Here is a 14,193-nt window from a genome sequence, read left to right on the forward strand (position 1 = left end):
TTTATTAAGCGTCAAAAAAGTCGAACATTTATAGAAAAATTAATTCAGTCTGATGAAAATGAATTTCAGGAATAGCTCAGTGGTAGAGTCCCGAACCGTGGGACCAACGAGAACGGACTATTTTTGATTTAAGTTGACAGTTTTAATTGTCATTTAGGCTTAATATAAATGCCAAACGCTTTCTTAAATCCATCATAAGGCTCATAATGCGTATCTTCAGATACCATAAATCCAAACAACTCCACATCATCCAACTCTAAATACGAATTGCAGTAAATTTGTCCTACCTCATTTTTTCCTCCGCCTGTAGCTTTGGGATTGGGGTGGATACGTTCAAAAGGTTCTAAAGGAATAACCGAAAGTTTCTTTTCTATGCGTAGATTATCCAGTCTTTGATTATCAGCTTTAAGAAATACAGGATAGATCGGGCCGGTGTTACGCCCATTCTTATAATCCACAAAACGTTCTCTTTCTTTCCAGAATATATTTGAAATAAGTTTCATTGAGCCATCTTTCTGAGGAATACCAAAAATATCATATATGTCATAAATAGAGTTACCTGAGTAATCAAATAGATCCATTGGATCAATAGTTTGCTCAAAATCAAAATCAGGTTCTATAGTATCTTCGCTCCACACATTTATACCACGCCTGTCAACACCATCAAAACTTCTATTTCGGCTATAGATATAATAGTGTTCTGTTTCTTCATGATAACTAATGTTTGTCATTCCATCTACTTCACCGTGAAAAGCCTGATCATGAAATTTAAAATTAATACCATCATCAGTTTTCAGAATCGCTATTCCACCCGACATCGCTTGCCACCCCCAAATTTCACCATTGAGCTTGCGAATTACGGGAGCATTACCATGCTTTAAGTCTTTGCCATCATAGTCCTCAACATTCACCTTTCCTTTCAGTTCCCATTTGTGAAGGTTGTCTTTTTCGGCTTCATAATAAAGCGTTTCATATCCCTCAATATTTCTTTGGCTTCGATCTTCAATGTAAAACCGAACACGATCATCCAGTTCAATCAAACCCTTTGTATAGCCTGGGTTAACTCTTTCGTATAGATCAATCATAACAATTTCCAGATCTTCATCTGCAGTCGTTCTAGCCGAAGGAAATTCTATTCCCGAAAACACCACTAAGGTTCCAGTTTTCCCTGCAATTTGGGTGTCAGTTGTGGCATGATTCTTAAGGGTCGATTTTCTATCTAAATAGTACCCGGTAAATAGAACACACCCCAGTAGAATCCCCAATAAATGTTGTACTTTCACGCAGTCTTTGATTTGCTTAATCTCCTCATATCAATTTAGTGGAGCCGACCCATTTTCCAAAAACTATAAACTTCATTAAAAGTGTAATGGTGCAATTCTAAATAACTTTTTCAACTTGTGTTATAATTATTAAAGCAAATGTTCTCGATGACAATTTCATCACCTGACCTAACACATCAGAAAGACCTATACAGTACTCACCCGGACAAAGGTTTGAAAAGTTGAAAAAATCATATCAATTATCATTCAGTCTTACTTTAAAACTGCAGGTTGATCACCGAGAGAATCAAATCGATCTCTGCCTGGCGCAGATTTTAGTAGCATTTCAAGAGAATGTCGGATTTATCTATTTCGATTAATGTTAAATAATCGATCTTAAAATGTTTCCAAATGGGAAAACTCCGATAAACCTACCCGTGGGTTCCCTTTCGCATTGATAATAATCAGTGAGTCTTCCGAAATGTCTCCTCTTGAATCAAAAATCCAGGTACGATTCCCGTCAGTATCCGTGAAAGTGCAGTTATCAAATACAAATTTATCCACAAACTGATCTCCATCCTCCTCTGACCATACGAACGCCTCTCCCGTCTCATGAACCATAAACCCTGTGTTTTCAGCCCAGAACACTCTCCAGGCATGTCCGCCCCTGTACCACTCATTTTTTACACACTCCAACTCGGAATCAAAGAAATAGATTGAGGTTACTCTATCGTTTTTTTGATAAGCTGCGAGATCTTCCCTGTTATCAAATTCATTGCAAACAATGGGAAATGTCTTACCGGCCAAAGAAGAATTATATGGATATTGCCCGTCATTGTAATCAATACATCTAAATTTTGAACGAAAGCTAAGAATCGATGTTCCAACTTGGCGGACTGTGTTCTCCTTAGTTTGTGCAAAATAGATTTTTGATGGTGCCCCTTGATCCCAACCCAATCCATAATTTGTCAGATCGCAATGATCAAAAATCATCCATTTCAATTGGGCACTTTTAATCAGGTAATATTGAACCCACTCCTTGATATTACAGTTTTTCATGATCACTGTATGCAGCATTGCAGTGATTTGATGCCCTTCAGAGATATTGGAGTCCGTTTCCCACAGAAACAGAGAATCCGCCCGGATCTCTTCGTAAGGAGCCGGGTATCCACCGCAATCATCTACAATAATCCAACCGTTCGTTCCGCCGGTACCAAAACCTTTCTCCTCATAATTGTTTGAGCGGCATTTGTAAAAGTAAACTCCTTTAAATTCTGAAATAGTCCCATCGTTGTCTTCCTTATACATAGTGTTTGACGGCTGTACATTAAACCCTCGAACGGCACGCTCTGAAACGCAATTTTCAAGATATGCTTGGTCTTCTATCCTAAAACCCGACCACCGAAATCTTCTGTGATCTGTTCGTCTTATGGAATTTAACCCCGTTACATTTTTGATAATACACTGGGCTTTCACCTGAATTGAATAGTGTCGCCCCGTAAACCCATGACTCATCCAGCTTTCACGGTTTCCATCCATAATACCGCCATCCCAAACACACGGTGCCTCCAATTTTATGATTTGGGTTGAAGTTGTTTGTCCGTTTTCACCGAAATTCATTCGTTTAAGTGTTCCCCTGCAGTCAACAATAAGCGACTTGCTGATGGTATAATCATTCAAATAGTATGTTCCATCTGGAATGATTAGCCTGCCGCCGGGAGGCAGTGAATCAATAGCTGAATCAAAAGCATCTTTAGCGATCTCTCCATCCCTTGCTCCGTGATCCGCAATATTCTCAACGACTGAGGATGTTGGAATCAAGGCGAGAATATCTTCCTGTATTCTCTTTCTGAATCCATCCTCATAAATCGGGATCGGGAGTTCATCTTTCCATTTTTTAACAACGGGATGGTTAAACTGATTTCTTGATAACCCTTGATTATGAAGCTTTGATGCTTGTCCTGATTTCAAAGAAGAAGGCTTTGTTTTTATAGCATAGGAGGCACCATTGGTAAGCCCGTCGAGGATGGGAGAGCCTGTGGGTGAGGGATCCCCGGATACGATCCACTTTTTGTTTGATTGGGTATTTTTTTGTGTCAAATTCAACTCCAACTACATTGGCGTCTGCTTATTCGATGACAAGATAATGGAATGGAGAATTAAATTGATATTCTTTCAATACCAGTAAATACTCGTCCTAAATACAGCTAAGTAATCCTTATTGAGGAGAATCAATCAACCAACCACTGAAAAGTTGGATATCCTGTTGATGTAGTTACCCAGATTTCTTCCCAATCAAAATTGGTCATATTTGTTTCTGCCGAAGGTCCAGTCATTTGAGCTGTAGTAAGCCCTGTCATACCGGTTGTACTTCCTGAACCGGAACCGCTCGCTTGTCCTGAGTTTAGAGTGTCCCAGTAACTTGTATTGGTAGAGCCAGAATTTACCCCAATGAGTCCACCAACCACAGAAGTAATTGACGATCCTGTCACTTCCCCGGCGGCATATGTTTCAAAAACCGTACCTTCTTCGTCTACATTCAGACCTACAAGTCCACCAACTCTGTCGTTACCGTCGACATTACCCAATGCATAGGCACTCAGGATCGTATCTGAGTTGTTCCCAACTAATCCACCAACATTGTTTGAACCGCTGGTCGCCGCTAAAGAAAATGATTGCTGTATCAGGCCATTGTTTCGTCCAACGAGCCCACCCACATCATCAGTGCCATTTACTGTACCGGTTGTGTAAGAATTCAATATATCTCCATCGTTCGAGCCTGCAAGAATGCCCACTTCATTTCCACCAATGATATCAGCAGATTCTACATATACGTTTTGAATGGTAGCTCCATCTCCAATCACACCGAAGAGCCCTACATACTGCTCATCCGGACGATTTATGGTAAGATTGGTGATCTCAAATCCATCTCCATCTAAACTTCCGGTAAATGGTATTGCATTCACTCCAACAGGATTAAAGCCTTCCCCTGTTCCTGTTTCACTTGCATCAATATTATCCACTAATATGTAATGAGCTTCGGGGTCTTGCACCATCGCCTGCAGTTGATCTATCCTGGATATCTGGTAGGGATTCTCCACGGTTCCATCACCACCATCGAAAAATCTGAATACCGCCGTGATCGATTTATTTCCATCAATCGTAATGGTATTGGGATTGGCAGTACCACTTAAATCCCCCTGCCATTCAGCAAACTCCCAGCCTTCAGCGGCAACGGCAGTAACTTCTACAACAGAGTCAAATTCGTAACCGGTTTCGGTCTCTTGACCGTCCAGTACATCAAGCAAGATTTCACCCATTCCAACAGTCGTTGTATCAAGGGTAAAATCAGCGCGATCAAAATGGGCTTCGAGTGTTTTATTTCCGTTCATTGTAAGATTAAACGGATTCGTTGTACCACTAAAATCTCCTCTCCACTCTACAAATCTCCATCCTTCATTGGCTATCGCTTCTACTTCAAACGAGGTATCGCGAATAAATTCACCTTCCGACGGCTCGATAGTTCCACCATCTTCCGGAATGGCAACAGTTGTCAATCCGAAGGTTCGATCAAAAACGACTGTAACTGTTTTTGGTTCATCAATCGTTATTTCAACTGTACTCTCTGTGCTTTCAATATCATCCTCCCACTCAACAAATGCCCAGGCTGAGTCGGGAATGGCAGTCAGTTCAACAGTAGTTCCAAATGGATAATCCGTTGATTTTGCCTGAATCACATTTTCTTCAACCGTACCCTCACCATCAATATTTATCGTCAAAGGATAAGAAACAGGTTCAAATACAGCCGTAACCTCCACCTCCTCCTCAATGGTGATATTTTCTGGATTTTCTGATCCCTGGAGATCTCCCTGCCACTCTACAAATTGCCAGTTATTAGCAGGTTCAGCCGTCAATTCCACAACAGTTCCACTCGGGTAATCGGTTGATTTTTGCTGAACAACACGTTCAGATACGGTTCCTTCCCCTTCCGTATTTACGGTAAGCGTATAATTCCGTTCTGTAAAAATCGCAGCTATGTCTTTGTCGGAATCCATCTCAATCACAACGGGGTTCTGGGTTCCCGTATGATCTCCCTCCCATCGATCAAAAACCCAATCCTCATTCGGAATAGCTGAAATCTCAAGCTCCCGGTTGACGGCAAACTCCCCGTCTTCCGGAGTCACACTTCCAGCTTCAGAAGGCACGACGGATGTTGTTAACCGGTGGGTATCCGGATCTGAAGAACACGAGCTGATTAAAAGCGCAGTCAACAGGAAAAGAGTGAGGTATACTCTCATTTATATCGGTTTAGATGATATTTTAAAATACTCTTTAATTCGATTAAATAGCAACGGGGTTAATGTTTGGTTTGCTACAAATAAATCATTTAAAAATACTAAGAATGTATCTCTCGCGCTAAATCAATTAATTCTTAAGTAAAATTAATTTGCAGCAATAGCCGGGCAAAGTTATAATAGTTGCATTCTTACAAATCTCTCCGGTTATGAATTCACAGCAGTGGGACGACATACAAGATCTTTTTCATCAATGCATCGAGCTATCCCTGGATGAACAAAAAATCTTTCTTGATAATCTTAAAGAAAAAAAACCTCAAATTTCTGCTGAGCTAAAGAAACTCCTGGATGCTCACCATATGTCGGGTACATTTCTTGAAGATGAAATATTGGAAGAGGAGTTTATTTCTGAAGGTGATCGGGTCGGCCCCTGGCGTATCATTCGCGAAATAGGCCGCGGTGGGATGAGTTCTGTCTTTCTTGCTACAAGAGCAGACGGGCAGTTCGAGAGAGAGGTGGCTATCAAATTTTTGCATGGATTAATTCCGGGACAATCGATGCACAAACGGCTTCAGCAGGAGCAGAAGATATTAGCCAGACTTCAGCACAAGAACATTGCACAGCTATTTGATGCAGGTTTAACTGATGAGGGGCGTCCATATTTCATCCTGGAGTATATACAGGGCAAACCTATAACAGAATGGTGCAACGAAAAGCATCTTTCATTTGAAGAGCGCCTGCAGCTGTTTGTACAGGTTTGTAGAGCGGTTCAATTTGCTCATCAGCTATTGATTGTCCATCGTGACCTGAAACCAAATAATATTCTTGTTGACAATCACGGAACTGTAAAGCTTCTTGATTTTGGTATTGCCAAGATTCTTGAAGATGAACCGCAGGAAGGTGCCCCGGTTACAAAAACAGGCCTCTTTCTTATGACTCCTGAATATGCAAGTCCGGAACAAGTGCATGGAGGTGCCATCACAACCGCCACCGATGTGCATGCACTCGGTTTAATCTTGTATGAACTCCTGACAGGCCGTCTTCCCTATGACATCAGCGACAAAACACCGATTGAAATTGGTAGTATCATTTCTGAGACGACTCCTGCAAAACCCAGCTCCGTTGTTATTAAAATCTCATCTGAAACCATAAAGCTCGGAAGTATCAATAAAGCTCAGCATAAGAGGCAATTGCGGGGAGATTTGGATACCATTGTTTTAAAATCTATTCGAAAAGAACCGGAACGACGGTATGGATCGGCTGACCAGTTACTTCAGGATATTCGGTGCTATCAAAAAAATGAACCTATTTCTGCACGGCCCGAAAGCGCAGGTTATCTCACTAAAAAGTTTATTCAACGAAATCGCACGGTTGTCTTTGCACTCTCGGTGATAGGAATCATCTTAGTTGGAACAGCAATTTTTTCGCTTAACCAAGCAAGAATCACAGAAATTGAGCGGCAGAAAACTGAGCAGGTCAACGCTTTCCTGCAAGAGATGCTCGCTTCACCAAATCCTTACCAGGATGGCCTGGAGGTGAAAGTTATTGATATACTGGACCGCACTGCCGACAGGATTGATATTGAACTAAGCAACCAGCCGGCAGTTGAGGCTTCCGTTCGCCATACACTCGGAGTTACATACCGGGAGCTGGGTGATATTGATAAGGCAGATTTTCAGCTCAGTCAATCACTGGCTCTGATGAATACACTTTTTAGTCCGCCCAATGCCGAGATGTCTGAGGTACAAGTGGAGATGGCAAAAACAGAACAGATGCAGGGCAATTATCAAACGGCCGATTCTTTATTAAACCTTGCATTAACAGCTGACCTTGAACTATTTGGCAGAGAGAGCACCACCATTGCTGCACGATTGGGGGAACTGGGAAGCCTGCAATGGGAGATGGGAAATTTTGATGAGGCTGAAGCGCTGTTGCGTGAGTCTCTTGAACTTGAACAAAAACTGCGATCACCAGACCATGAACAGATCGCCTCATCAATGGGAAATTTAGCAACACTGCTATCTGACCAGGGTTATGATGAAGAAGCACTTGAGTTATACCGGGAAGAGCTAAAGATTTACCGAGCGAATTATGAGGATGATCGACATCCCGCAATTCCACAAGTAATCAGCCATATCGGGATCATTTTGGATGACCAGGAAAAGTATGAAGAGGCATTGGCAGATCATCAAAAAGCACTTGAACTTTTCCGTGAATTGAAGGGAGAAGATCATCCCGATGTGGTATATGCCATGAATAACCTTGCTTCGGTTATGACAAAAATGGGCAATGTGGAAGAAGCTCTTGCTATGCAGGTAGATGCGGCTGCACTATACCGAGATATCTTTGGTCCCGATCATCCCAATTTGGGGATACAATACAACAACATTGCATTTACAAAGCGAAATATGGGCGATCTTGAAGGCGCAAAAGAGAGCTACAGCCAGGCTATAGAAACCTGGCAAGCCGGACTCCCACCCGGGCATCCCTTTTTAGCCTACGGTTATCATAATCTTGCATCTGTTCTCCAGTCACAAAACCGGCCCGGAGAGGCTCTTCCTTATTTCCGGGATGCTTACGAAATAAGAACAGAGCATCTTTCACCTGAGAATCCAGAACGGGCTATGACCACAAGTATGCTGGGGGAATGCCTTGCTTCTTTGGGTAAAATAGCCGAGGCTGAGCCTTTGCTTATAGAAGGATATCAATCGTTGTTGGTATCCAGAGGTGAAGATCATTCAACTACTATGGAAGCCGCCAATCGATTAAAAGATTTTCTGCAAAACCAGGATCGTGTAGAAGAATTTGCACAGATCAAACAGGAAACAGAATAGAAAAAGCCCTTGGTTTATCCGACCTCAGGCTTATTTTTTCTATTCGCTTTGAGTTAATCAATTGTTTCCAAAAAAATATCGGAATCCCATGGCTCCTGAGAAATAAAAATAGAATTCAGGATCTACGTCTATGGTTGGAACGACTTCCATAAATACTTCCACGGGAGCGTCGATGGCATTTACGTCAATTCCTACAGGTGCGCGAAGTGCAATATAATCCTGGAAGTCTCCTGAGACAATACGAACACCGCCGCCATAATGTGTTTGAAGTAAGGCTTCCTCCCAAGTAACTACAGTATTTTGCTTCAAAAAGTCAGCATGGACAGATAACCATGAATAGTTTTCTCCCAAATCCACGGAAATGGCCCCTGCAATGGCTGTTGATTCCGAAATCCAGGCTTTTACCGAAATCCCATCCGGATCTCCAATAATTCCTCCAATACCAAAGGTTCTTTCCTGGGCTTGAGCACTGTTTAGCAAAATAAGACTGTAAATTATTGCAATTGATAGTATTACTATTTTTTTCATTGATGTCCTTTTAGTTTTATTGTTTCATTAATGTCCTAATTCATTCTTTAGCGATGAATGCAATATTTATTTGGAACAAAGCTCATTTTAAAACTTTTTTATCAAAAATATATAGAAATCTCAAAGGTAATCGATTATAAGATTATGCCTGATTCAATGCACCAAGTTCCATTTTGTCTCAAACTCAGCGCAGAATGGTTTGAAGTAGGACTGCCTCAATATGTAATTTTTGATAAACCATGCATTGAAATTATCGATAAGAAAAGAAACACAGAGTATCAGTCTGTATTCTTTGCAGAAGGATATTCGATAATCAAAAAATCGATGAAAATATACTATTTTTAGTATTTCAGAATTCAACCACGAAAGAGTTGGACTCTTCAGCCAATTAAAAAATTGTCTGCAATCTTCATTTATAATCGAGTCCTTCTCATCAATTATTGTATTTTAGGAACAGTTGTACTCACATAATTCTGAATATTATCCATGGATACAAAATCCAAACAAATGATTGAGGAAGGATCTGAACTTCGTCTCCAATTCGAAAAACGTGATGGCTTACTTCCGGTTGTTGTTCAGGAATCATCTTCAGGTGATATCTTGATGATTGCATCCGTTAATGGTGAGGCGTTGAATCAAACTATTAAGTCAGGTAAAGCAACTTTTTGGAGCACAAGCAGACAAAAAATTTGGGTGAAGGGTGAAACCTCAGAAAATGCACTTTTAATCGAAGAAATTTTAGTTGATTGCGACCAAGATGCCCTTATCTATAAAGTTACATTGGATGGCAAAGGAGCGTGCCATACAACTAATAAAAAGGGCTCACCCCGAAAATCTTGTTTTTACAGGAAATTAAATACAGACTCACTGAAATTAGAATTCTTGGAAAAATGAAATTTAAATCCAGAAATGTTTTCGGCGAACCACTTGTAAATTGCAGTTCAAATCCATTAACAGGTTTCTATAGAAACGGCTGTTGTGAATCTGGTGATGAGGATTATGGCGATCACATGGTTTGTGCCGTAATGACAGCAGATTTTCTTAATTTTTCTAAATCCAAAGGTAATGATCTGTCTACGCCCCTCCCTCAATATAATTTCCCCGGGTTAAATCCCGGTGATCGGTGGTGCCTTTGCGCTCCCAGGTGGAAAGAAGCATACGAGGCCGGCATGGCACCTAAAGTAGTTCTTGAAGCCACAAATGAATTGACTCTGAATATAGTTTCAATGGAGATGCTTTTAGAGCATGCTTATAAGGAAAAACAAAAAAACGGGTGAAAATAGATTTTTGATGAGAGATGTTTGATCATTGTTTTAGTAAGGCTCCCCTTACGTTGTAGCAAATGGATGCGGAAAATAGATATTGAACTGCAAATCCTTTAATGATCGTTTGAGAACTGTCTTTAAATCTTTAGACCCCTTAAAGTAGGTGTTCAATTCTTCTCAGCAGTGTTCTTTTCTCTTGCCCAATGGCGGAATATGGATATTGAAAATCCGGCCATAAGCATAAAGGTTCCCAGCCAAACCACAGAAACAAATGGTTTTTGCTCCGCCACAACCAGAACCCAATCTTCTTCGAAATTTTCATCAAGACCGTATACTGTAAGCTCGATGGAATCCGATTCCGGCCGAACTTTACTAAAAAGTACGTTCATATCCCACTCCTTTATTTCGATAGGTGGAGAGTAGGTATAACTTCTGTCATCTTCAGTGTAAACGGCAAAAAGAGGTTCAGCTTCAAAAGCACGGCCTGACGACTCATGTTCGATGTGGATTAAAGATCGAATTCCTATCTGGGTATTCTCGGGCAAAGCTTCCTCACTTGCCGGAACAAAGTTTCTGAAAGTAAATGCAAAAGGACCGACAGATTTAGTCTCGCCCCGGCTTAACTCTATTATTTGTGAGTCTTCCTGCTCTTCTGTTTGCTCCTCATCTTGATTACCAACCGGCATCATCGATTCATTCTGCGCATTCCTTTCGAACTCTTCATTACGCTGCTCGACATACTTACTTCCTGCCACATAGAGGTAGATGTCTTTAACCATTCCTGTACGAACATGCGGATCTACAGACCAGTCAACTCCGTTTGGTCCTGAAGAGGTCAGCATCGGATAGACTTCCGGAGACATATAAAATACTTCTCCACCATCAATCGGTTCAAATCTGAGACGATAATTTTGTTGTCCCGGACGAGGGGAATTTGTGAGTTCATACCCTTCGTAGGTCACCATATATTTTTCGTTGACCAATTTTGGCTGATTAACTTTCAGCTCAAACATCTCCACTTTTTGCGTAATTGGAAATCCTTCGTCATCAAAAACTTCCCCCTGTTCAATCCGTGTGTTGTAATTCGTTGTTTGGGGGTCAAGCATTGGCACTGTGTACACAGACGAAGCGATAATTCCCAGCAGGAGTAATCCAAACCCAATATGGGTAATCGTACCGCCAACCAGCTTTGGATTTTTTCTCAAGAGTCTCACCAAAACCGTTCCATTTCCAATGACCGTAAACCAACCGGCGAAAATGTAAATCATGTAATAAATTGAGGTTACATTTCCTAATACAATAGAAACCACAGATACAGTTGAGGTAATCAGCAGGGGTGTTATTAGCTCACCCGCAAGACTCTCCCAACTATGTCTCTCCCAAAAAAGATATTGCCCAACCACCGTAGCTAAAGCCATAATAATGGCAATCGGCATGCTCCAGTTATTGTAAAACTGAATCTCCGGTGGTGTGGGATTATCAACAAAAAGTTTTCCTAAAATTGGGGAACTCGTACCAAGAATAATCACTAATCCAAGAATAAACAGAAGCATTGCACCGGTGAACGTCATGAATTCACGGCTCAAAAATTTGGACTCTTTATCAGGTGTTGGCAACTCTTTATAACGATAAAGGTAGAAACCGATTCCCATAATAGTAACAGCCAGAATAAATGCCAACAATTGGTTATACAGCCCTAAATCCACAAAACTGTGAACCGATTGATCGGCAAGTACACCTGACCTGGTCAAAAATGTTTGGTAGATGATAGATACATAAGCCAGTATTGCAAAAAAGAGTGAAGCTTTGTGTGCGCGACGGCTTTTACGCTGAATGATCATCGCGTGTATTCCGGCTGTTCCGATTAGCCAGGGAACAAGTGATGCATTTTCAACCGGGTCCCACGCCCAGTATCCACCGAATGAGAGAGTTTCATACGCCCAGTATCCTCCCAGGAAAATTGCTGTTAAAAGTGAGAGATTTGCTGCAAGTGTCCATGGCAGAGCCGGCCTGATCCATTCATGATATGTTTTTGTCCACAGGGATGCGATTGCGAAGGCAAATGGCACTGTCATCATTGAAAATCCAACAAAGATGATCGGGGGATGAATCATCATCCATGGGCTTTTCAGCAAATCATTCAGCCCGGTTCCGTCTTGGGGTACAAAATCGGGATTGGCCTGCAGAAATGGGGCATTTGGCATCTCTTGTGCGATAGTTCGGAACGGTGATGCTCCAATTTTGGTGAATCCAAAATCCCATCCGATAATCATCGAAAGGAGAAAAAATTGGGTCATTGCCATTACAAACATCACGGGAGCACGATAGGGCTTTCGAGTCCACACTATCAACCCAAGACCTACAAAAAAAGCAAAGAAGATCCAGAGCATGAAGCTTCCCTCCTGCCCACCATAGAAAGCTGAAAACAGGTATTTGGTTTCTAGGTCAAGGCTGGTATAGTTCCAAACATAATAGTATTGGAATTGATGAGTCATTATCAAATAGATGAGCGCAATAGATGCTCCTAAGACAAAAACTCCCTTAAATCCCCAAAACCAATTCGAAATTCGTTCAACTTTTTTGTTGTTCCGCACGGAGGCAAATGCATATAACCCCATCGAACAGACTGAAAAGAGAAAAGCGAAGTTTAAAAACCAACGTCCAGCTTCGGCAATCATAAATTAACTCTCTATAGTGCTTGCCTTTTCAAAATCGGGCGAATCATTGTATTTAGAGGGGCATTTCATGAGCATTTCATTTGCATAAAAGACATTATTTCTCATTTCTCCTATTACTACCAGCTGAGTCGCCTGCTCAAAGTTATTGGGCTTTGGTCGTGGATAGATCACTTTTCTCACATTTCCTGCCCGGTCTTTCATGTGAAAACTAAATTGCATGGTATCTCTTGAGAATCCATACTCCCCAGTTGAATCCCACGTACCCACAACATGTGATGAAGTCCGCGCTTCAGCTTCTTCAAAATTTACATAAGTGCTTATGCTGTTTCCAAAATTGTACATCAGGAGTGATGTAAAAACAATAATTGAAACAATTCCGATGATTAATTTAGGTTTCATCTGAGGATTCTTCTTTAAGTGATTCTTCAAGTTTACTCACGTTTCTGTCTACCCGAATCAGGTAAAAGAGTAAAACAAACCAGATAATTAGGCTGACTCCTAAAACAACAAAAATAAGGTCATTCGAAGCCATTAGTTGTATAAATGCGGATGTTTGTTCAATGCCCTCTACCCCTTCCCACTTTCCGGAATAGCTGCTGCTCAGGGTATCAACGGCGGTGTTGCCAGAATCTTGTATGTTTAATTTCATGATCCGCTCAAGGTTGTCCTTTCTTTGAGAACTTTATACCGGTTCACAACATTCATAATCCAAAACGAAAGACCAATAAATCCAATTACAGCGGGATAAAAGATATACCGAAGTTCAGGTGCGGTAATCTCACTAAATGCCGGATTTCCTTCAGCTCCCGGGTGCAAACTCGGAAGTTGCCGAGGAATGATATACAACAAAAATGGGATCGTTGTGACTCCAAAAATATTATAAATCGCTGATATTTTCGCGCTCTTCTCACGATCATTAAATGCCGACCTTAAAATAAAATATGCTACAAAAATCAGCATTGCGAGGGCTGCCAAATTCATCCGGGGTTCAGCAAAAGTCCACCAGGTACCCCAGGTAAACCGTGCCCACAATGATCCGGTTAACAAACCGCATATTCCAAAAAGCAAACCAACAGATGTTGCTGTTTCGGCCTTTCGATCCCACTTCAAATGTTCGTCATTTAAATATCGAACACTAAAGTAGAAAGCCATTGAAAAAGCTATCATCATGGTAAACCACATTGGTACATGTAGAAATAAATTGCGAGCAGATTGCTCCAAAATTGCTATTTCCGGGATTTGTATCAAAAATCCCGCAGATATGACAATCGTCATCCAAACTGCCACTAAAATTTTCCAAACCTTCAAAATGATGATGCTTTTTTGGCTCT

The 14,193-nt window shown here is 41.2% G+C and carries 11 protein-coding genes; 3 read left to right on the plus strand and 8 right to left on the minus strand.

The window, feature by feature from the left end:
* Positions 1-149: 149 nt before the first annotated feature.
* The 3 genes from L6773_RS13690 to L6773_RS13700 all read right to left on the minus strand — a co-directional run bounded on the left by L6773_RS13690 (position 150) and on the right by L6773_RS13700 (position 5,560).
* Positions 150-1,283, minus strand: a complete 1,134-nt coding sequence (locus L6773_RS13690; protein ID WP_237854999.1) for a hypothetical protein — start codon at positions 1,281-1,283, stop codon at positions 150-152.
* Positions 1,284-1,658: 375 nt separating this feature from the next.
* Positions 1,659-3,362 carry a hypothetical protein gene (locus tag L6773_RS13695; protein ID WP_237855000.1) on the minus strand — a complete coding sequence of 568 codons (1,704 nt, stop codon included), beginning with the start codon at positions 3,360-3,362 and terminating at the stop codon, positions 1,659-1,661.
* Positions 3,363-3,493: 131 nt separating this feature from the next.
* Complete coding sequence (locus L6773_RS13700) at positions 3,494-5,560, minus strand: InlB B-repeat-containing protein (protein WP_237855001.1); 2,067 nt, start codon at positions 5,558-5,560, stop codon at positions 3,494-3,496.
* Positions 5,561-5,766: 206 nt separating this feature from the next.
* Between L6773_RS13700 and L6773_RS13705 the strand changes: the two genes are divergently transcribed.
* Positions 5,767-8,391, plus strand: a complete 2,625-nt coding sequence (locus L6773_RS13705) for a serine/threonine-protein kinase (protein ID WP_237855002.1) — start codon at positions 5,767-5,769, stop codon at positions 8,389-8,391.
* Between the two features lie 57 nt (positions 8,392-8,448).
* On the opposite strand, the gene L6773_RS13710 is transcribed toward L6773_RS13705, so the two are convergent.
* Positions 8,449-8,919, minus strand: a complete 471-nt coding sequence (locus tag L6773_RS13710) for a hypothetical protein (RefSeq protein WP_237855003.1) — start codon at positions 8,917-8,919, stop codon at positions 8,449-8,451.
* A 486-nt stretch (positions 8,920-9,405) separates the two neighbouring features.
* On the opposite strand from L6773_RS13710, the gene L6773_RS13715 reads away from it, so the two are divergent.
* Positions 9,406-9,813: a phosphoribosyl-AMP cyclohydrolase gene (locus L6773_RS13715; RefSeq protein WP_237855004.1), complete on the plus strand. Its 408-nt coding sequence runs from the start codon at positions 9,406-9,408 to the stop codon at positions 9,811-9,813.
* Positions 9,810-10,196, plus strand: coding sequence for a DUF2237 family protein (locus L6773_RS13720; RefSeq protein WP_237855005.1), 387 nt, complete (start codon positions 9,810-9,812; stop codon positions 10,194-10,196). Before L6773_RS13715 ends, L6773_RS13720 begins: the two co-directional genes overlap by 4 nt.
* A 155-nt stretch (positions 10,197-10,351) precedes the next feature.
* Here the strand turns inward: L6773_RS13720 and L6773_RS13725 are convergent, their stop codons facing one another.
* Genes L6773_RS13725 through ccsA form a run of 4 tightly spaced genes read right to left on the minus strand, consistent with a single transcriptional unit; the run spans position 10,352 to position 14,170 of the window.
* Positions 10,352-12,862, minus strand: coding sequence for a heme lyase CcmF/NrfE family subunit (locus L6773_RS13725; RefSeq protein WP_237855006.1), 2,511 nt, complete (start codon positions 12,860-12,862; stop codon positions 10,352-10,354).
* Between the two features lie 3 nt (positions 12,863-12,865).
* Positions 12,866-13,261, minus strand: coding sequence for a cytochrome c maturation protein CcmE domain-containing protein (locus tag L6773_RS13730; RefSeq protein ID WP_237855007.1), 396 nt, complete (start codon positions 13,259-13,261; stop codon positions 12,866-12,868).
* The gene (locus tag L6773_RS13735) at positions 13,251-13,511 is read right to left on the minus strand and encodes a CcmD family protein (protein WP_237855008.1); all 261 of its coding nucleotides are present in this window, start codon (positions 13,509-13,511) and stop codon (positions 13,251-13,253) included. Before L6773_RS13735 ends, L6773_RS13730 begins: the two co-directional genes overlap by 11 nt.
* Positions 13,508-14,170: a cytochrome c biogenesis protein CcsA gene (gene ccsA / locus L6773_RS13740; protein ID WP_237855009.1), complete on the minus strand. Its 663-nt coding sequence runs from the start codon at positions 14,168-14,170 to the stop codon at positions 13,508-13,510. Before ccsA ends, L6773_RS13735 begins: the two co-directional genes overlap by 4 nt.
* Positions 14,171-14,193: the final 23 nt, after the last annotated feature.

This window comes from Rhodohalobacter sulfatireducens (assembly GCF_022012475.1).
GTDB lineage: Bacteria > Bacteroidota > Rhodothermia > Balneolales > Balneolaceae > Rhodohalobacter > Rhodohalobacter sulfatireducens.